Annotated in this window: 13 protein-coding genes and 1 pseudogene; 6 read left to right on the plus strand and 8 right to left on the minus strand. The window is 72.9% G+C overall.

Features of this window, described 5'->3' with window-relative positions; all coding sequences use genetic code 11:
* Window positions 1–45 precede the first annotated feature (45 nt).
* The 4 genes from E1200_RS02965 to E1200_RS02980 are packed head-to-tail and all read right to left on the minus strand — an operon-like array spanning window position 46 to window position 4,649.
* Window positions 46–1,503 (minus strand): glycoside hydrolase family 3 protein, encoded by a 1,458-nt coding sequence (locus E1200_RS02965; RefSeq protein ID WP_243708308.1) that lies wholly within the window; start codon window positions 1,501–1,503, stop codon window positions 46–48.
* Window positions 1,500–2,342, minus strand: a complete 843-nt coding sequence (locus E1200_RS02970; RefSeq protein WP_131950203.1) for a carbohydrate ABC transporter permease — start codon at window positions 2,340–2,342, stop codon at window positions 1,500–1,502. Before E1200_RS02970 ends, E1200_RS02965 begins: the two co-directional genes overlap by 4 nt.
* A gap of 50 nt (window positions 2,343–2,392) precedes the next feature.
* Window positions 2,393–3,361 (minus strand): sugar ABC transporter permease, encoded by a 969-nt coding sequence (locus tag E1200_RS02975; RefSeq protein WP_131950204.1) that lies wholly within the window; start codon window positions 3,359–3,361, stop codon window positions 2,393–2,395.
* Window positions 3,362–3,395: 34 nt separating this feature from the next.
* Entirely contained in the window at window positions 3,396–4,649 is a 1,254-nt protein-coding gene (locus E1200_RS02980) for an extracellular solute-binding protein (protein ID WP_243708309.1), read from the minus strand.
* Between the two features lie 262 nt (window positions 4,650–4,911).
* Here E1200_RS02980 and E1200_RS02985 point away from each other — a divergent pair, with 262 nt between their 5' ends.
* Window positions 4,912–6,138: an ROK family transcriptional regulator gene (locus E1200_RS02985; RefSeq protein ID WP_131950206.1), complete on the plus strand. Its 1,227-nt coding sequence runs from the start codon at window positions 4,912–4,914 to the stop codon at window positions 6,136–6,138.
* A 70-nt stretch (window positions 6,139–6,208) separates the two neighbouring features.
* Here E1200_RS02985 and E1200_RS33515 read toward each other — a convergent pair whose 3' ends face one another.
* Window positions 6,209–6,358: a hypothetical protein gene (locus E1200_RS33515; RefSeq protein ID WP_165950180.1), complete on the minus strand. Its 150-nt coding sequence runs from the start codon at window positions 6,356–6,358 to the stop codon at window positions 6,209–6,211.
* 232 nt (window positions 6,359–6,590) lie between these two features.
* On the opposite strand from E1200_RS33515, the gene secA2 reads away from it, so the two are divergent.
* The gene (gene secA2, locus E1200_RS02990) at window positions 6,591–8,942 is read left to right on the plus strand and encodes an accessory Sec system translocase SecA2 (RefSeq protein ID WP_131950207.1); all 2,352 of its coding nucleotides are present in this window, start codon (window positions 6,591–6,593) and stop codon (window positions 8,940–8,942) included.
* Between the two features lie 12 nt (window positions 8,943–8,954).
* On the opposite strand, the gene E1200_RS02995 is transcribed toward secA2, so the two are convergent.
* The gene (locus E1200_RS02995; protein ID WP_131950208.1) at window positions 8,955–9,524 is read right to left on the minus strand and encodes a TetR/AcrR family transcriptional regulator; all 570 of its coding nucleotides are present in this window, start codon (window positions 9,522–9,524) and stop codon (window positions 8,955–8,957) included.
* Between the two features lie 90 nt (window positions 9,525–9,614).
* Here E1200_RS02995 and E1200_RS03000 point away from each other — a divergent pair.
* Window positions 9,615–10,448, plus strand: a pseudogene (locus E1200_RS03000) (DMT family transporter); the annotation flags it as partial.
* Window positions 10,449–10,477: 29 nt separating this feature from the next.
* Here the strand turns inward: E1200_RS03000 and E1200_RS03005 are convergent.
* Complete coding sequence (locus E1200_RS03005; RefSeq protein ID WP_131950209.1) at window positions 10,478–15,154, minus strand: DEAD/DEAH box helicase; 4,677 nt, start codon at window positions 15,152–15,154, stop codon at window positions 10,478–10,480.
* Window positions 15,155–15,271: 117 nt separating this feature from the next.
* On the opposite strand from E1200_RS03005, the gene E1200_RS03010 reads away from it, so the two are divergent.
* A complete protein-coding gene (locus E1200_RS03010) occupies window positions 15,272–16,558 on the plus strand; it encodes an alpha/beta hydrolase (protein ID WP_131950210.1) in 1,287 nt (428 codons plus the stop codon).
* Window positions 16,559–16,602: 44 nt separating this feature from the next.
* Complete coding sequence (locus E1200_RS03015) at window positions 16,603–16,797, plus strand: DUF3046 domain-containing protein (protein WP_131950211.1); 195 nt, start codon at window positions 16,603–16,605, stop codon at window positions 16,795–16,797.
* A gap of 20 nt (window positions 16,798–16,817) precedes the next feature.
* On the opposite strand, the gene E1200_RS03020 is transcribed toward E1200_RS03015, so the two are convergent.
* Window positions 16,818–17,687: an ATP-grasp domain-containing protein gene (locus E1200_RS03020; RefSeq protein WP_131950212.1), complete on the minus strand. Its 870-nt coding sequence runs from the start codon at window positions 17,685–17,687 to the stop codon at window positions 16,818–16,820.
* A gap of 244 nt (window positions 17,688–17,931) precedes the next feature.
* Here E1200_RS03020 and recA point away from each other — a divergent pair.
* On the plus strand, window positions 17,932–18,928 hold a 997-nt coding region (gene recA / locus E1200_RS03025; RefSeq protein WP_131950213.1), incomplete at its 3' end, for a recombinase RecA.

The raw sequence follows: 18,928 nt of genomic DNA on the forward strand, positions 1-18,928 counted from the left end.
TCATTATCCCTTGCCGATCGGACCACTCGGGTTCGGGCCGGTGCGCTAGCAGAGGCCCAGCAGTTCGGCCGCCGCCTGGGCGTTCGCGGCCGCGGCGCCGTAGGTGGCGACGTAGACGGCCGACTCCGGACGCCAGACGGGCAGGCCCATCTCCACCACGACCGTGTCGGGGCGGGCGGTCAGCAGCGCCGTGGTGAGGGCCCGCTGGCCCGCGTGCCGGTGCGCGTCGCGCAGCACGACCACGAGGCCGCGCCCGGCGGCGTCCTTCAGGACCCGCTCGGCCGTCCCGTCCGCGCCGTCGGCCCGGACGGCGTCGGGCGCCCACGGGTGCAGGCCCCACGGGGTCGGCCCGACCGCGATGTTGCCCGCCGACTCCGTCTCCACGACCAGCGGCGGCCCGTTCCAGCCGGGCAGCGCCCCGCGCACCCGGACGGCGCGGCGGGCGCCCTCCAGCCCGGCGGCGCGGTCGACCGCGGCGCGCGAATGCCCGGCGAGCCACTCGCGGAGCCGGCCGGTGCGCTCGGCGGCGTCCCGCAGCCGCTCCTGCGGCAGCCGCCCGGCCCGCACGGCCGCGCCGATCGCTTCGAGCGTCCCACGGACGGTCTCGGCGTGCTCGTTCGGGCCGAGGCACAGCAGGTCGGCGCCCGCGATCAGCGCCCGCACCGCCGCCTCCGGGATGCCGATCGCGCCGCTCGCGCCCGTCATGTCGAGCGCGTCGGTCACGATCACGCCCTGGTAGCCGAGCCGTTCGCGCAGCAGCCCGGTGATCGCCTCGGGGGACAGCGTGGCGGGCGTCCCGTGCGTGATCGCGGGCAGGTTCAGGTGCCCGGTCATCACCGCGCCGGTGCCGGCCTCGATCGCCGCGCGGAACGGCACCAGGTCGCGGCGCTCCAGCAGGTCCAGGTCGGCGTCGACCAGCGGGACCGACAGGTGGGAGTCGTCCACGGTGGCGCCGTGCCCCGGGAAGTGCTTCGCGCACGCCGCGACGCCCGCCTCCTGCGTCCCGGTGACGGACGCGGCGGCGTGCCGCGCGACCAGCTCCGGGTCGGACCCGAACGAGCGGGTGCCGATCACGGGGTTGTCGTCGGCGGTGTTGACGTCCACCGTCGGCGCGAAGTTGACGTTGACGCCGACCTCGGCCAGCTCGGCGCCCAGCGACCGGTAGACCCGCCGGGTCAGCGCGGGGTCGTCGACGGCGCCGAGCGCGGCGTTGCCCGGGTAGGGGCTGCCCGCCCGGTGGCCGCCGAGGCGGGTGACGTCGCCGCCCTCCTCGTCGATCGCCACGAACGGGTCGCCGGCCTCGCGCAGCCGCGCGGTGAGCGCGGCGAGGGACTCCGGGCTCGGCACGTTGCCGGTGAGGGCGAACAGGGTGACGCCCGCGAGGCCGGCCTCCAGCTCGTCCAGCAGCCAGCGGGGCGCGGTCGCGCCGGGGAACGAGGGGAGCAGCGTGCCGCGCGCCAGGCGCGCGATGCCGGGCGCGGCCGCGATGCCGTCGGTCGTCACCCCTTCACCGCCCCGGCGGTGAGGCCGGACACCATGCGGCGCTGGACGAGCAGGAAGAAGGCGATGACGGGAATGGTGAGCAGCGTGGACGCTGCCATGATGGGCCCCCAGGCGTTGCCGCTGCGGCCGAAGAAGAACTGCAGCATGATCGGGAGGGTGTACTTGTCCTGGTCGTTCAGGAACGTGTAGGCGAAGATGAACTCGTTCCAGGCGGTGATGAAGGAGAAGATGCTGGTCGCCACGAGTCCGGGGGCGACGAGCGGGAGCATGACGGTGAAGAACGTCCGGACGGGGCCGGCCCCGTCGATCGCGGCGGCCTCCTCCAGCTCGCGCGGCACCGCGGCGACGAACCCGCGCAGCATCCAGATCGCGAACGGCACGGCGAAGCCGATGTAGACGAGCGTGAGCCCGCCGAGGCTGTTGAGCAGGTCGAGCGTCTTCAGGTCCAGGAACAGCGGGATGACCAGCGCCTCCAGCGGCACCATCTGCACCACGATCAGCATGACCAGGAAGGTCGTGCGGAACCGGAAGCGGAACCGGGCCACGGCGGTGGCGGCCATCAGCGCGAGCAGACCCGACACGAGGACGGTGGCGATGGCCAGCAGCGCGCTGTTGCGGAAGTACTCCCAGAAGGAGACCTCCGCGATGCGGCCGTTCAGCACGAAGTCGAAGTGCTCCAGCGTCGGGTCGACGGGGAACGGCTTCGGCGTCGTGCTGAAGATCTCGGTGTTGGGCTTGAACGCGGTCGACGCCATCCAGAAGACGGGGAAGACGGCGAGGGCGAAGACGAGCAGCCCCGTCGCGTTCAGCAGGATCTTCCGCGTGCGCGAGCGCCTCATTGTGAGGGGACGACCCCCCACGCCCCCCGGCCGCTTCGCGGTTCTGAGTCTCATCTCGTCTCTCCCTGCCGGACCATGACCCGCACGTACAGGGCGGTCACCACGAGCAGGATCATCGTCAGGACCAGCGCGATCGCCGATCCCATGCCGAGCTTCGGATTGAGCGAGCCGAACGCTTCGGAGTAGGCGTAGAGCGACAGGTTGAACGCGTCGCGGTTCGCCATCCCGGACATGATGAACAGCTGGGTGAAGACCTTGAAGTCCCAGATGATCGACATGACGAGCAGCACGAGGAAGATCGGCTTGAGCATCGGGTAGGTGATGCTCCAGAACGTCCGCCAGGCGCCCGACCCGTCCACCCGGGCCGCCTCGTACAGCTCGCCCGGGACGCTCTTCAGCCCCGCGAGGACCGACACGGCGATGAACGGGCACGCCTGCCAGACGACGCACACGGTGAGGACCGTGTAGGTGGACAGCGGTGTCGCGAACCAGTTGTAGTCGCTCCAGCCGCCGCCGACCAGGGCGTCGGGCAGCAGGTCCAGCGTCCAGTTGACGAGGCCGCCGGTCGAGCCGAACAGCCACGAGAAGATGATCGCGGCGGTGACCGGCGGGGTCGCCCACGCGATCATCACGCCGCCCGCCACGAACGCCGACATCCGCTTGCCGAGCTTGTTGAGCAGCAGCCCCACCAGCGTCCCGATGAGCATGGTGAGGCTCACCGCGACGGCGGCGAACAGCACGGTGTGCTTGACGGTCTGCCAGAAGAACGGGTCGCCGAGGATCTTCTCGAAGTTCCCGGTGCCCACCTGCTCGGCCGGCTCGCCGCGCAGCTGGCGGTTGCCGACCTTCTGGAACGACATGATCCCGATCTGGATCATCGGCCAGAACATCAGGACGGCGATGACGGCGACGGTGGGCGCGATCAGCAGGTAGGGCCCGAGGCGGGGCCTGCGGCGGCCCGCCCGGCCGGAGGTCTTCCGGCCGGGCGGCCTGCGCACCGCGGGTGCGGTGTCGAGCATGGACGTTCCGATCAGCCGAGGTCGACGAGGCGGGCTAGGACGCGTTGAGCAGCGTGTTGGCCTGCTCGTTGGCCTTCTTCATCTCCGCGGCGGCCGGCGCGCCCTGCATGATCGCCTTGACCGTGTTCGGCAGCACCTTCTTGGCCTGCTCGAACTCGCCCCAGCCGGCGCTGATCGGCGGGAACTTGGTGTTGCCGGCGATGTCGGTGAAGACCGCGAGCTTCGGGTCGGAGAACTTCACGTCCGACCGCATGGACGAGAAGAAGCTCTGGTCGGCCCACGCCTTCGCGTGCTTGGCGTTGTTCAGGATGGTGATGTAGTCGAACGCCGCGGCCTTGGCCTCGCTGTCGGCCCAGACGGCGAGGTCGGAGCCGCCCGCCATGACGGGCGCGTTGCCGCCGTTCTTGGCCGGGATCGGGAAGACGCTCCACTTGTCGGCGTTCTCGTCGGAGATCTTCTTCATCTCGTTCAGGGCCCAGCTGCCGTCGAAGTACATGCCGAGCTTGCCGAGCGCGAAGTCGCGCTGCGGGCCGTCCAGCTCGTTCTTGCCGACGTACTTCTCGGGGGCGACCTTCTCCTTGGCGACGAGCCCGGCGTAGTACTCCACCGCCTCAACGGCCTGGGGCTGGTCGAGCTGCCCCTTCCACTGCCCGTTCTCCTGGACGGCCACCGCGCCGTCGTTGCCCCAGATGAAGCTGAGCAGCGCGTTGGTCTGGTCGCTCGGGACGCCGATGCCCGGGACCTTCTTCTCGTCCTGGATCTTCTTCGCCGCGGCGGTCAGCTCCGCCCAGTTCTTCGGCGTCTCGATCTTCAGTTCCTCGAACCAGTCGGTGCGGTACCAGACACCGCGTACGCCGCCGTACCACGGCACCGCGTAGGTCTTGCCGTCCGCCTGGTCGTTGCCGAGCGCCGTCTTGTTGAGCGTCCGGCCGTCGGCCCAGCCCTTGAACTCGTCGGTGATGTCGGCGAGGTTGCCCTGCGCGATGTGGGACTGGACGTCGGTGTTGCCGAGCTCGGTCACGTCGGGGCCCTCGCCGCCGGCGGCCGCCTTCTGGAACGTGGTGGCGACCTGCGGCCACGGCACGTACTTGATCTGGACGTCGGTGTTCGGGTGCTCGGCCTTGAAGTCGGCCTCGACGGCGTCCAGGAACTTCGTCTGCTCCGGGGTCCCTTCGCCCATCATCCAGACCTTGAGCTGCGCGGGGTCCTTGCCCGCGTCGGCCCCGTCGCCGTCGTCGCCGCCGCAGGCCGTGGCGGCCAGGACGATCGCGGCCGCGGCGGCCGCCACCACTTCACTGGGGGTTCCTTTCCGGCTTCGCCTCGCGCGGCCTGGTGGCCTGCGGTGCGGGTGGGCGTGGCCCGGACCCTTTAGGGTCCCAGCCATGCCCCTCTCGCATCCGCATCGCACGCGGGCGCCCTGCTCGCCAGTCGGCGCTCTGCGAGCGCCCCCAGCCCGGGGTGTGGACCGGTCGGCGCCTGGGCGTAAACTAACAAGAAACTTTCCTAAACAAAACTGCTCGTTAGCGGATTGAGACTTCGAGGGGTGCCGCATGGCCGCCAACCGCCCGGGAACGCCGAGGCTGCTGCGTGAACTCAACGACCGCGCGGCGCTGGACCTGCTCGTCGGGCAGGGGCCGCTGACCCGCGCGCAGATCGGCGAGCACACCGGGTTGTCGAAGGTGACCGCGTCCCAGCTGCTGTCCAGGCTGGAGGAGCGCGGGCTCGTCGCGGTCGTCGGATCGCAGGCCGGCGGGCGCGGGCCGAACGCCGCGCTGTACGCCGTCGTCCCGTCCAGCGCCTACGTCGCGGGCCTGGAGGTGGGGCCGGACGGGGTCACCGCCGGCGTCGCCGACATCACCGGCCGCATCGCCGCCCAGGTCACCGTCGACCCCAACGGCGCCGACGAGCCGGTGAAGATGGTGCACAGCGCCGTGGTCAAGGCGTGCCGCTCGGCGAAGGTCGCGCTGTCGAAGCTGAACGCGTTCGTCATCGGGACCCCGGGCGTCGTCGACCCGCGGTCCGGCGACGTCCAGTTCTCCTTCGACCTGCCCGCCTGGCACGAGGGCGTCCTCGCCGCGCTGCGGACCGACCTGCGGCGGCCGGTGGTCATAGAGAACGACGTGAACCTCGCCGCGGTCGCCGAGCGGGCGTACGGCGCCGCGCGCGACGCCGACGACTTCGCGCTCATGTGGTTCGACCGCGGCATGGGCATGTCGGTGACGCTCGGCGGGCGGCTGCACCGCGGGCGCTCCGGCGGCGCCGGCGAGATCGGCTACCTGCCGGTCCCCGGCGCGCCGCTGCCGGTCGGCGCGGCCCGGCGCGGCCCGGCCGACGAGGGCGTGACCGAGTCGACGTCCTGGGGCATCCCGACCCTCGCCGGCGGCTACGGCGCCCTGGTCGGCGCGGACGGCGTCCGCGCCCTCGCCCACCGGCACGGCTTCACCGAGCCGACCGCGGTGGACTGCGTCCGCGCGGCCGCCGCCGACGAGGACCGCGGCGGCGCGTTCCTGGACGAACTCGCCGGCCGCCTCTCCTACGGCGTGACCTCGGTCAACATCGTCCTCGACCCCGGGCTCGTCGTACTGTCGGGCAGCCTCGGCCGCGCCGGCGGGGAGCCCCTCGCCACCCGCATCGAGGAGATCGTCGGACGTATCAGCCCGACCCGCCCGTCCGTGGCGGTGACCGAGGTGGAGGGCAATCCCGTCCTGCGCGGCGCCCTGCACGCGGCGCTCGAACGGGCCCGCGACGACGTCTTCTCCGCCTCGGGGGAGTCCTAGCGAAGCGAAGAGCGCCCCTCGTTTCCGCGGGGCGCTCTGGAGCGTTCCTGTCGTGCTCGTCGGCGGTGTGCTACTTGGTGACCGCGGTGGCCGCCGCGGCCGTGGCGACCGGCCGCGGCGGGAGCCGCCGCGGGTCGGTGATCGCCCGGTCGAGGACCGTCCGGCTGATGACCTGGCGCCTGCGCCGGATCGCGGCCGCCTTGCGTGCCGTAGGTGTCATGCGAAACCCCGTTCCGCGGTGGCGCCTTGCCCTGCCACCGCAAACCCCGTTATGTGTTCATGCTTTCAAACGGGAGGCGCCGGGGGATCCGTCTGAGGAATGAAATCGGGGTCAGCCCAAGTGCGGAGAGCCCACCGGGACGACCCTGCGGCGGCGCCCTGGGATCATGGAGGGGATCGCAGTACCGTACCCGCCGTGGGAGTGCCAGTGACCGATGGACAGAGGCGGCGCCATGGCGCTGCGTGACCGGCTGCGGCGGCTCGTGCAGAAGCCGGGGAGCATCGACCTCGCGCCGTTCCGCGCCGTGGTCGACGAGGCCGGCCGGCGCGAGTCCCGGGTCCGGGAGCTCTCGGACGGCGAGCTGACCGCCGCCGTGGCCGTCCTCCGCGAGGAGGAGGACCTCGCCGAGTTCTGCGCGCTCGGGCGGGAGGCCGCCCGCCGGACGCTCGGCGAGCGGCCGTTCGACGTGCAGCTCGCCGGGACGCTCGCGCTGCTGTCCGGGCACGTCGCGGAGATGGCCACCGGCGAGGGCAAGACCCTCTCCGGCGCCCTCGCCGCGGCCGGGTACGCGCTGCGCGGCCGGCAGGTCCACGTCATGTCGGTCAACGACTACCTCGCGCGCCGCGACGCCGAGTGGATGGGACCGCTGTACGGGCTGCTCGGCGTGACGGCCGGCTGGATCGGGCAGTCGTCCACGCCCGCCGAGCGGCGTGCGGCGTACCGGGCGGACGTGACGTACGCGCCGGTCAGCGAGATCGGCTTCGACCTGCTGCGGGACCGGCTCGCCACCGGACCGGACGGCGTCGTGCAGCCCGAGCCCGCCGTCGCGCTGGTCGACGAGGCCGACTCGGTGCTGGTGGACGAGGCGATGGTGCCGCTCGTCCTCGCGGGCGCCGCCGACCTCGACTCCGCCGACCCCCGGTACGCCGACCTCGTCCGCCGGCTGCGGCCCGGCCTGCACTACGGCACCGACGAGGAGGCCCGCAACGTCCAGCTCACGGCGGAGGGGACGCGCGAGGTCGAGCGCGTCCTCGGCGTCGACCTCTACGCGCCCGAGCAGCTGCGCACCCTCACCGCCGTGAACGTGGCCCTGCACGCCGAGGTCCTGCTGCACCGCGACGTGGACTACATCGTCCGGGACGGCGCGGTGAAGCTGATCAGCGAGTCCCGGGGGCGGGTCGCGCTGCTGCAGCGCTGGCCGGACGGCCTGCAGGCCGCGGTCGAGGCGAAGGAGGAGCTGGCGGCGTCGCCCAGCGGCGAGATCCTCGACTCGATCACCGTCCAGGAGCTGATCGGGCGCTACCCCGTCCGGTGCGGCATGACCGGCACGGCGATGGCCGTCGCGCCGCAGCTCACCGAGTTCTACTCGCTGCAGATCGCGGTGATCCCGCCGAACACGCCCAACGTCCGCGAGGACCGGCCCGACCGCCTGTACGCGACCGCCGCCGACAAGGAGGTCGCGCTCGTCGAGGAGATCTCCGCCGCGCACGCCGCCGGCCGCCCGGTGCTGATCGGCACCGGCGACGTCGCCGAGTCCGAGCGGCTGGCCCGCCGGCTGCGCCGCACCGGGCTCGACCCGGTCGTGCTCAACGCCAAGAACGACGCGGAGGAGGCCGCGATCATCGCCGAGGCCGGGGCGTACGGCGCGATCACGGTCTCCACCCAGATGGCCGGGCGCGGCACCGACATCCGCCTCGGCGGCAGCCCCGCGAAGGGCACCGGCGGCGCGCCCGCGGCGCCCGGCACCGCCTCCGCCGAGGCCGGCGGGAGCGACCACGACCGCGTCGCGGCGGCGGGCGGCCTCCTCGTCATCGGGACGGGCCGCTACCACAGCAGCCGCCTGGACGACCAGCTCCGGGGCCGCGCCGGACGCCAGGGCGACCCGGGCGGCTCGGTCTTCTTCACCAGCCTCCAGGACGAGCTCGTCACCCGCTACGCCCCCGACGAGCGGCCGAAGGCGGCCTCCGACGACGACGGGCTCATCACCGACAAGGGCGCCCACTGGATCGTCGGGCACGCCCAGCGCGTCGCCGAGGGCGTCGACCTCGAACTGCACCGCAACACCTGGAAGTACAACCACCTGATCGGCCTGCAGCGCCGCGAGCTGCTCGCGGAGCGCGACGCCGTCCTGCACGGCGACGCCGCCGACCGGACCATGGCGGCGGAGGCCGCCGAGCGGCACGCCGAGCTGACCGGGATCGCGGGCGCGGACGCGGTCGCGGCCGCCGCGCGGCAGATCGTCCTCTACCAGCTCGACCGCTGCTGGGCCGAGCACCTCGCCTTCCTCGCGGACCTCCGCGAGGGCATCCACCTGCGGTCGCTCGGCCGCGGCCTCGACCCGCTGGTCGAGTTCAACCGGGAGGCGGTCCCGGCGGGCAAGCGGCTTCTGGGCGACGCGCGCAAGCGCTCGGTCGCCGCGTTCGAGGCGCTCACCGCCACCGCGGACGGCATCGACCTCGACTCCGCCGGGCTCAAGCGGCCGTCGGCGACGTGGACGTACCTCGTCCACGACAACCCGTTCGGCTCCCTGGACGAGCGCGCCCTGCGCGGCCTGATCAACATGTTCAAGGGCCGCCGCCGCTGACGCCGGGGGAAGTCAGGTGCGGGGGAGCAGCGCGTCGGCGGCGGCGCGGGCCTTCGCGGCGGCGTCGCGGACGCCGCCGACGCTGAACGCGACCACCGCGCCCTCGTGCAGCATGAGGAGCTGGTCGGGGAGGGGGCCGTCCGCGTCGCCGGTCAGGTCCGCGTAGAGGTCCCTGATCCATGCCTTCTGCGCGGCGGCGACCGCGTGGACGGGGTGCTCCGGGTCGGGGAGCTCGGCGGTGGCGTTCACCATCGAGCAGCCGCGCGCCGACTCGGTCTCCAGCCATTCGCCGAGGGCGTCGAACGTGGCGAGGACGCGCTCGCGGGCGTCCGGAACGTCCGCGAGCCGGCCGGTCAGGAAGCCGCGCCAGCGCTCGTCGCGGGTGCGCAGGTAGGCGAGGATCAGCGCCTCCTTGGAGCCGAACCGGTCGTAGACGGTCTTCTTGGTGACCCCGGCCTCGGCGGCGATCAGCTCCATGCCGACGGAGCCGATGCCGCGGTCGTAGAACAGCTCGCTCGCGACCTTGAGCACGCGGCGGGCCGCGGGCGTGAGGGGCCGGTCCTGCGTGCCGGCGGCGGGCATGGCGCTCCTTCCGTCGAGGTACACCGCAAGTATACATACCGGTATAGGTAGTGTGTAACTATACCGGTATGTATACCTCGGGGAGTGATCATGGCCGTGCGCCATCCCGACGCCCTGCTCGGCGCAGCCTTCGTCGTCACCTGGAGCTCCGGCTTCATCGGCGCGGAACTCGGCACCGGCGAAGCCCCCGCGAGCGCGCTGCTCGCCTGGCGGCTCATCATCGCCGCCGCGCTCCTCGGCGCCCTCGCGGCCTGGCGGCGCCGCCGGATCCCGCCCCGGGACCTCGCCCTGCACGCCGTCATCGGGGCGCTCGGCCAGGGCGGCTACCTGTACGGCGTCTTCGCCGCGGTCGACCACGGCGTCGCCGCCGGCATCAGCAGCCTGATCGCGGCCCTCCAGCCGCTCGTCGCGGTCGCCTTCGCCGTCCCGCTGCTCGGGGAGCCGATCACCCGGCGGCAGCTCGCCGGGTTCGCCGCCGGCCTCGCCGGGGTCGCCCTCGTCGTCGGCGGCGACCTGCGCGGCGGCGCCCCCGCCTGGGCCTACCTGCTCCCGTTCGGCGCGATGCTCTCGCTCGTCGCCGCGACCCTCGTCGAGCGGCGCACCCGGCCCGCCATCGCGCTCCCGGAGGCCCTCGCCGTGCAGGCCGGCGTCACCACGGTGCTCTTCTCCGGGCTCGCGTTCGCCGAGGGCACCATCGTCCCGCCCGCCGAGCCCGCCTTCTGGACGGCCATCGCGATTCTGGTCGTCGTCGCGATGTTCGGCGGGTACGGGCTGTACTGGGTCAACGTCCGCCGCACCGGCGTCAGCCGCGTCTCGGCGCTGCTCTACCTCACCCCGCCCACCACGATGATCTGCGGCTGGCTGCTGTTCGGCAGCACCCTGACCCCGCTCTCGCTCCTCGGCGTCCTCGTGTGCGGCGCCGCCGTCACCGTCGCGCTGCGCGGCCCGGCGGGTCAGGCGCGCAGCCGCAGCCCGCGGGGCGTCGGGTGGAAACCGGCCGACTCCAGCGCGGCGGCGAGCGGCGAATCGGCGATGGCCGCGCCGTCGGCGCGCTCGACCGTCAGCTTCCCGAGGGCGCCCTCCCGGACGGCGAGCGCGAGCGCGTCCACCGCCGGCTGCAGGACGCCGGGATCGTCGTCCCAGGTCAGCAGCGAACGGCCGCCGCGCTCGACGTAGAGGACGAGCCGGCCCTCGGTGAGCACGACCAGCGCCCCCGCCTTGCGGCCCGGCTTGTGCCCGCTGGCCACCTCGTCGGCGCGCTCGGGCCAGGGCAGCGCCGCGCCGTACGGGTTCGCCGGATCGGCCGCGGCCAGCACGAGGGCCCGGCCGTCCGGCCTGCGGGGCGTCTCCCAGAGGGCGGAGATGTCGTCCGGCGGAGCGGCCGGCGCCGGACGCAGCGCGCGCAGCCGGTCGACCGCGCCCGGCAGCGCGAACTGGGCCGCGCCCAGGCCCTCGACGAAGTAGCCGCGCCTGCAGCGGCCGGTCTCCTCGAACGCGCGCAGGACGGGGTACACGGCCGAGAACCCGCCCGGCGTCCGCTCCGCCGCGACCGCGCCGCGGATGACGATGCCGTACCGCTCCAGCAGCGCCTCCGCGAGCGCGTGCGACCGGAGGGTCGCGGCGGCCTCGCGCTGGGGGAGCGCCCACCAGCGTCCCGCGACCGTGGGCGGGCCCGTCCGGGACGGCAGGACGGGACGGCCGCGCCGGGTCGTCCGGGACCGGTGCGTCGGGCGGCCCGAGCCGAGGGCGGCGCGCAGCGGGGCCATCGTGTCGTTGGTGAGGTGCCCGGCCCAGACGAGGTCCCACACGGCGGTGACGAGATCGGCGTCGGCGGCGGTCAGCTGCGCGTTCACCCGGTCGGACAGGGCCCGGAAGAACAGCGCGCCGCCGTCGCCGAGCGCGTCGAGCACGGCCTGGTGCGCGGGCGTCAGGGTGATCTCGGCGGGTTCCGGCATGAGCAGCGGGGCGGTGTCGGCCAGGTAGAGCCCCACCCATCCGTCGCCGCCCGGCAGGCCGCCCTGGCCCGCCCACACGACCTCGCCCGCCGAGGTCAGCTCGTCCAGCATGGCGGGGCTGTAGCCCGGGACCCGCGACGGCAGGATCAGCGACTCCAGCGCCGACGCGGGGACGGCGGAGCCCTGCAACTGCTCGACCGCCTGGACGAGCGCGTCGATGCCGCGCAGCCGCGAACCGCCCGCGATGCCGTGCCAGGCGGGCAGGAACCGGCCGAGGGCCTCCGGCGGGGACGGCTCCACCTCGGCGCGCAGCCGGGCCAGGGACCGGCGCCGGAGCGTCCGCAGCACGCCCGTGTCGCACCATTCGGTCGTCAGCGGGCCTTCCACGGTCCCGACGGGCAGGAACTCGCCTTCGACGACCCGGCCCGCGCCCGCCAGCCTCCGCAGCGTCTCGGTGACGACGGCGACGCCGAGCCCGAAACGCGCGGCCGGCGCGGTCGCCCGGAACGGGCCGTGCGTGCGCGCGTACCGGGAGACCAGGTCGCCGAGCGGGTCGTCCACCGGTTCGAGGAACGCCTCGGGGACGCCCACGGGCAGCGGCGCGCCGAGCGCGTCGCGCAGCCGCCCCGCGTCCTCGACGGCGGCCCAGCGCTCCTCCCCGGCGATCCTGACGCGGATGACCCGCCGCGTCGCCTCCAACTCCTCCAGCCACCGAGACACCTGCACGAGCCCATCGCCGGCGCCGTCCGCCGCGCTCGCCGAGGCGTCCTCCGACATGCCCTCCGACATGCCCTCCGCCGCGCCCTCCGGCGCGTTCTTCGACACGCTCTCCGGCGTGCCGGCGGGACGTGTCCGTTCGGCCGCCTCGGCCGTCGTGAGCGGGCCGAGGCCGCGCAGGAGGTCGGCGACGCCCTCCAGGTCGCGGGCACGGCGGTCGGCCGCGAGGCGCTGCAGTTCGCGTTCGGTGTCGGCCACGGCCTCGGGGTCGAGGAGCTCGCGGAGGTCGGCCTGGCCGAGCAGCTCGGCCAGCAGCGCCGAGTCGAGCGCGAGCGCCTGCGCGCGGCGTTCGGCGAGCGGGGAGTCGCCCTCGTACATGAACGCGCCGACGTAGTGGAACAGCAGGGAGCGGGCGTAAGGGGACGGCTCGGGCGTCTCCACCTCGACCATGCGGATCCTGCGCCCGGACACGTCGCGCATCACCTGCACCAGGCCGGGGACGTCGAACACGTCCTGCAGGCACTCGCGCATCGTCTCCAGCACGATCGGGAACGACGGGTACTTGCTCGCGACGGCGAGCAGCTGCGCGGCGCGCTGGCGCTGCTGCCACAGCGGCATCCGCTTGTCGGGCCGGCGGCGGGGGAGCAGCAGCGAACGGGCCGCGCACTCGCGGAACCGCGCCGCGAACAGCGCCGAACCGCCCAGCTCGTCCACGACGATGCGCTCGACGTCGTCGGCGTCGAAGACGGCCAGGTCCAGGCCGGGGGGCTCGTCCATGTCAGGGATGCGTATGACGATGCCGTCGTCGGCGTGCATAGCCTGCGCGTCGACGCCGTACCGCTCGCGCAGGCGGCCCGCTATGGCGAGGGCCCAGGGCGCGTGCACGCGCGCGCCCAGCGGGGAGTGGACGACCATCCGCCAGTCGCCCAGCTCGTCGCGGAACCGCTCGACCACCATCGTCCGGTCGTCGGGGACGTGCCCGGTCGCCTCCCGCTGCTCGCCCACGTACGAGACGAGGTTGGCGGCCGCCCACGCGTCCAGGCCGGCGGCGGAGACGCGCTCGCGGGCCTCGCCGGCGGGGAGCCCGGCCAGCTCGCGGGTGAACGAACCGAGCGCACGCCCCAGCTCGGCGGGGCGGCCGAGGGTGTCGCCGTGCCAGAACGGCAGCTTCCCGGGCTGGCCCGGAGCGGGCGAGACGAGCACCCGGTCGGGGGTGATGTCCTCGATGCGCCACGAGCTGGCACCGAGGACGAACACGTCGCCGACGCGCGACTCGTACACCATCTCCTCGTCGAGCTCCCCCACCCTGGACGCCTTCTCGCCCACGAGGAAGACTCCGAACAGGCCGCGGTCGGGGATCGTCCCGCCGCTGGTCACCGCCAGGCGCTGCGCTCCCGGGCGGTCGTGCAGGACGCCGGTGACGCGGTCCCACACCAGGCGGGGGCGCAGCTCCCCGAACTCGTCGCTCGGGTAGCGCCCGGCGAGCATGTCCAGGGTCGCCTCAAGCGCCGACCGGGGGAGCGTGGCGTAGGGGGCGGCGCGCTTGACGAGCGACTCCAGGTCGTCGACGGACCACTCGTCCAAGGAGACCATGGCCACGATCTGCTGGGCGAGTACGTCGAGCGGGTTGCGCGGGTACCGCAGCTCCTCGATCTCACCGCCCCGCATGCGCTCGGCCACCACCGCCGTCTGGACGAGGTCCCCCCGGTACTTGGGGAAGATCACGCCCTTGGACACGGCGCCGACCTGGTGGCCGGCGCGCCCGACGCGCTGGAGCCCGTTGGCCACCGACGGCGGCGACTCCACCTGGACGACGAGGTCGACGGCGCCCATGTCGATGCCCAGTTCGAGGCTGGACGTCGCGACCACGGCCGGTAGCCGGCCCTCCTTGAGGGCGTTCTCGATACCGGCCCGTTCCTCCTTGGAGACCGAACCGTGATGCGCGCGGGCGATCTCCAGCGGCGCCCCCCTGGCCGCGCCCGCCTGCGCCATGGTGGCCGCCGGGGCGTGGTCCTCGGGCAGGGCGTCGCCGGTGGCGCGTTCGTAGGCGAGTTCGTTGAGCCGGCCGCAGAGGCGCTCGGCCAGCCGCCGCGAGTTGGCGAACACGAGCGTCGAACGATGGGCCGCGATCAGGTCGAGCAGGCGGTCTTCCACGTGCGGCCAGATGCTCCGCTGGCGCGGGTCGGCCGCGCCCGAATCGTCGACGAACTGCCCCACCTCGCCCATGTCCTCCACGGGGACGACGATGTCGAGGTCGAAGACCTTGTCGGACGGCGGCTGGACCACCGCCGCGGGCCTCGTCCCGCCCAGGAACGCCGCCACCTCGTCGGCGGGCCGCACCGTCGCCGAAAGGCCGATCCGCTGGGCGGGACGTTCGAGCAGGGCGTCGAGCCGTTCGAGCGACAGCGCCAGGTGCGCGCCCCGCTTGGTGCCCGCCACCGCGTGCACCTCGTCCACGATGACCGTCTCGACTCCGCGGAGCGACTCGCGCGCCCGCGAGGTGAGGATCAGGAACAGCGACTCCGGTGTCGTGATCAGGATGTCCGGCGGCTTGACGGCCAGCCGGCGGCGCTCGTCGGCCGGGGTGTCGCCCGACCGCATCCCGACCCGGACGGCGGGCTCGGGCAGGCCGAGGCGGCGCGCCGCGTGCCGGATACCCGCCAGCGGAGCGCGCAGGTTGCGCTCCACGTCCACGGCGAGGGCCTTCAGCGCCGAGACGTACAGGACCCGGCAGCGCCGCAGGGCCTCCTCCGGGGCGGGCCCGGTGGCGAGCCGGTCGAGGGACCACAGGAACGCGGCCAGGGTCTTGCCGGAGCCGGTCGGCGCGACCACGAGCGTGTTGTCGCCGCTCGCGATCGACTCCCAGGCGCCGGTCTGGGCGGGGGTGGGCGCGGCGAACGCCCCGGAGAACCAGTCACGGGTCGCCGGGGAGAAGCGTTCGAGCACGTCACCGCCCATGCCGCCATAGTGCCCCCTCGGTACGACACTTCGAGCGGGGACGTGGCGTGCGTCACATTGTAAGCAAGCGCTTGTGCAGGCATGGTCGACGGGTAGCCGCCGACCCCCGGAGTCTCGATGCCCTACGTCATGCTCGCCCTCGGGATCCTGTTCGCACTCGTCGCCGTCAACGCGCACGCGCCCCGGCGCAGCGCGCTCCTGCTCGCGCCGAGCTTCTTCTGCGGCTGGCTGACGATCGAGATGGCACCGCACGTCGTGGTCACCTGGGCGGCCGTGACCGCGCTCACGGCGGCCTTCGGCGGACTGGACGCCTGGCCGGGCTGGATCGGGTTCGCCCTGGCGATCCTCGGCATCGCGGGTGTCGCCGCGACCTTCTTCGCCTCCCGCCGTACGGTCGTCACCCTGCGGGACAGCGGCGCGCCCCTCGACCTGGACCCCGAGGGCGCTCCCCGGTACCCGCTGGCACACCTGATCGTGCCGCAGCTATGCCTGATCCCGCGCAGGGGCGTCCGGGTGCAGCGCAACGTCGTGTACCACGACGACGGCGAACTGCGGCTGAAGCTGGACGTCTTCCAACCCGCCGCCGGCGGTGAGCTGCGCCCAGGGCTCATGCAGATCCATGGCGGCGCCTGGGTGATCGGAGACAAACGCGAGCAGGGGCTGCCGCTGCTCAACCACATGGCGCTCCAAGGGTGGGTGGGCTTCAACGTCAATTACCGGCTCAGCCCACGCGCCACCTGGCCCGACCACCTGATCGATCTGAAGCGGTTCCTCGCCTGGTACAAGGAGCACGCCGAGGAGTACGGCGCCGACCCCGACTTCCTCTGCGTGACGGGCGGTTCGGCCGGTGGGCACCTCACGGCGCTGGTGGCGCTGACCGCGAACGTGCCGGAGTTCCAGCCGGGCTTTGAGGACGTCGACACCACCGTCCAGGGGGCGGTCCCGTTCTACGGCGTCTACAACCTCTTCGAACCGGGGCCGTGGCCTCGTCCCATGGGAGCGACACGCCTGATGGAGCGCATGGTCATCAAGAAGCCCTTCGCAGAGAACCAGGAGGCGTACGCCAAGGCGTCCCCTGTCACCTACATCAACAAGGACGCGCCGCCCTTCTTCGTCATCCACGGGGACCGTGACTCACTCATCCCCGTAGCGGAGGCCCACCGATTCGTCGGACGGCTCCGGGAGGTCTCAGAGGCACCCGTCATCTACGCCGAGATGAAGGGCGCCCAACACGGGTTCGACGTCTTCCCCTCCTACCGGACGGCCCGCGTCATCGAGGGCGTCGAGCGCTACCTGACCGGGCTGCACCGGCAGTACCGCCAGGGGTCACCGCCGACCGTCCCGGGCGAGGTCTCGGAGTCCCTGGACGGCACCGGCCACCACAGGAGCACGACGGCGGAGTGAAGCCGACGGCTACGACGGCGGAGTGGAGCCGATAGCGTGGAACGGTGCGGCTCACAGTTTTCTGGGATCGGATGAAGCAGCAGTTCGGCGAGAGCTACGCCGAAAGCGTGGCCAAGGACTACGTCATGGCCGAGCTGGACGGCCGCACCATCGAACAGGCCCTTGCCGAGGGCGAACCGGCCAAGAGGGTGTGGCAGGCGGTCGTCGCCACCTTCGACGTCCCCTCGAAGCTCCGGTAAGCGCGGCCTGAGCCCGCGGGTCAGTCCGGGACGGGCAGATGGGCGAACAGGTCCATCGCGTCCACGGACGACGGCAGGTCGCTCACCTGGCCGTCGCCGACCTCCACGACGCGCCACACGCCGTCCGTCCGCCGCGCGAGATCGGTCGTGATGAACCGGCAGCCCAGCGCGCGCACGGCAGGGGCGACCGCGTCCAGGTCGGGGTCCAGATTCACCCCCGGACTGTCAGGGTGCGGGCCGACCAGCGCGGGCTCACCGTCCACCCACCACACGCGAGCCTCGCCCTCGCCGTCGTACCGCTCGAACTCGCGCACGACGAGACCGCCCGCCAGATGGTCGTCCCGCAACGCGACCATCTTCGAGGCGACGTCGTGAAGCTGCCCGAGGTTCTTCACGTCGGGGACGAAGCACGCCTCTTCCCACTCGTGCTTGCAGGACTTCACGTAGTCCTTCACCACGCCGGGCCCACCGCGCAGCGGCCGGACGAGCTCTTTCAGCTCGCTGAGGTCGCCGGGGCTCTGGCCGGCGCGCAGGGGCCGCCACACGCTGTGCGGGGTGAGCCCGGCGAACGTGTCGTGCCAGCCCGGCAGCTCGTGCGCGCGCCGGTAGTCGTCCGGATGCGTGAGCAGCAGCGTCCCCCGCCGCTTCAGCGCCGCGAAGAGCGCGGAGTACTCCTCCCCGGTGAGCATCCAGCCGCGGTACCAGATCGGCCCCAGATCGTCGGGCACCGCCCGGACCGCGTCGTCCACGTCGCCACGGCGCAGCGCGTCGTCGTCGAGCAGGGCGATCTCGCCGTAGTGGTCGCGCACGGCCGCGGCCTCGCGTGAGAAATGCGGGTCAACGCGCCGCGGGTGAATCGGATCGACGCAGAAGAGAACGGTCAGCGTCATGATGGGAACCCTCCGTGGACGGCGCCAGCGTACGGGGTCGGCACAGCGAACGCACGGAGATTCCCACCCGAATCACCCAACCGGCCGATGATCGAACTTATGTTCGGTAAGCTGGCCCCGCACCGCGGCGTCGTCCACAATCGCGCCCGGGTCTCGCGAAGTGTCGGAGGCCCGCCGTAACGTCGCCCTCGACATCGCAGTCGGCGGCCGAGAGCCGACATTCACGACGAGAAGGACATCTCACATGGCAGCGAACGACCGGGAGAAGGCTCTCGAAACCGCACTCGCCCAGATCGAGCGGCAGTTCGGCAAGGGGTCGGTCATGCGGATGGGCGAGGAGGCGCGGGCACCGGTCGAGGTGATCCCCACCGGCGCTATCTCCCTCGACATCGCGCTCGGCATCGGCGGCCTGCCCCGCGGCCGCGTCGTCGAGGTGTACGGCCCCGAGGGCTCCGGCAAGACGTCCATCGCGCTCCACGCCGTGGCCAGCGTCCAGAAGAAGGGCGGCATCGCCGCGTTCGTGGACGCCGAGCACGCCCTCGACCCCGAGTACGCGGCCGCCCTCGGCGTCGACATCGACGCCCTGCTGGTCTCCCAGCCCGACACCGGCGAGCAGGCCCTGGAGATCACCGACATGCTGATCCGCTCCGGCGCGATCGACATCGTCGTCATCGACTCCGTCGCCGCGCTCGTCCCCCGCGCCGAGATCGAGGGCGAGATGGGCGACAGCCACGTCGGCCTCCAGGCCCGGCTCATGTCGCAGGCCCTGCGCAAGCTCACCGGCGCCATCAACTCCACCAAGACGACCGCCGTCTTCATCAACCAGCTCCGCGAGAAGGTCGGCGTCATGTTCGGAAGTCCCGAGACGACGACGGGTGGGCGGGCGCTGAAGTTCTACGCGTCCGTCCGGCTGGACGTTCGCCGCATCGAGACCCTCAAGGACGGCACCGAGGCCGTCGGCAACCGCGTCCGGGTCAAGGTCGTCAAGAACAAGATGGCCCCGCCGTTCCGCGTCGCCGACTTCGACCTGCTCTACGGCCAGGGCATCAGCCGCGAGGGCGGCCTGATCGACCTCGGCGTGGAGCACGGCTTCGTCCGCAAGTCCGGCGCCTGGTACACCTACGACGGCGACCAGCTCGGCCAGGGCAAGGAGAACGCCCGCAACTTCCTCAAGGCCAACCCCGACATGGCCGACGGCATCGAGAAGAAGATCAAGGAGAAGCTCGGCATCGGCCCGAAGG

It is taken from the genome of Actinomadura sp. GC306, assembly GCF_004348665.1.
Classification (GTDB): Bacteria; Actinomycetota; Actinomycetes; order Streptosporangiales; family Streptosporangiaceae; genus Spirillospora.

What these genes read in the sequence shown, in the direction of transcription:
- secA2 (WP_131950207.1), top strand. Translation starts at nt 6,591, where the DNA reads ATGGCGCTGCGTGACCGGCTGCGGCGGCTCGTGCAGAAGCCGGGGAGC.
- E1200_RS03020 (WP_131950212.1), bottom strand. Translation starts at nt 17,687, where the DNA reads ATGACGCTGACCGTTCTCTTCTGCGTCGATCCGATTCACCCGCGGCGC.
- E1200_RS03010 (WP_131950210.1), top strand. Translation starts at nt 15,272, where the DNA reads ATGCCCTACGTCATGCTCGCCCTCGGGATCCTGTTCGCACTCGTCGCC.
- E1200_RS03005 (WP_131950209.1), bottom strand. Translation starts at nt 15,154, where the DNA reads ATGGGCGGTGACGTGCTCGAACGCTTCTCCCCGGCGACCCGTGACTGG.
- E1200_RS33515 (WP_165950180.1), bottom strand. Translation starts at nt 6,358, where the DNA reads ATGACACCTACGGCACGCAAGGCGGCCGCGATCCGGCGCAGGCGCCAG.
- E1200_RS02985 (WP_131950206.1), top strand. Translation starts at nt 4,912, where the DNA reads ATGGCCGCCAACCGCCCGGGAACGCCGAGGCTGCTGCGTGAACTCAAC.
- E1200_RS02975 (WP_131950204.1), bottom strand. Translation starts at nt 3,361, where the DNA reads ATGCTCGACACCGCACCCGCGGTGCGCAGGCCGCCCGGCCGGAAGACC.
- E1200_RS02970 (WP_131950203.1), bottom strand. Translation starts at nt 2,342, where the DNA reads ATGAGGCGCTCGCGCACGCGGAAGATCCTGCTGAACGCGACGGGGCTG.
- E1200_RS02995 (WP_131950208.1), bottom strand. Translation starts at nt 9,524, where the DNA reads ATGCCCGCCGCCGGCACGCAGGACCGGCCCCTCACGCCCGCGGCCCGC.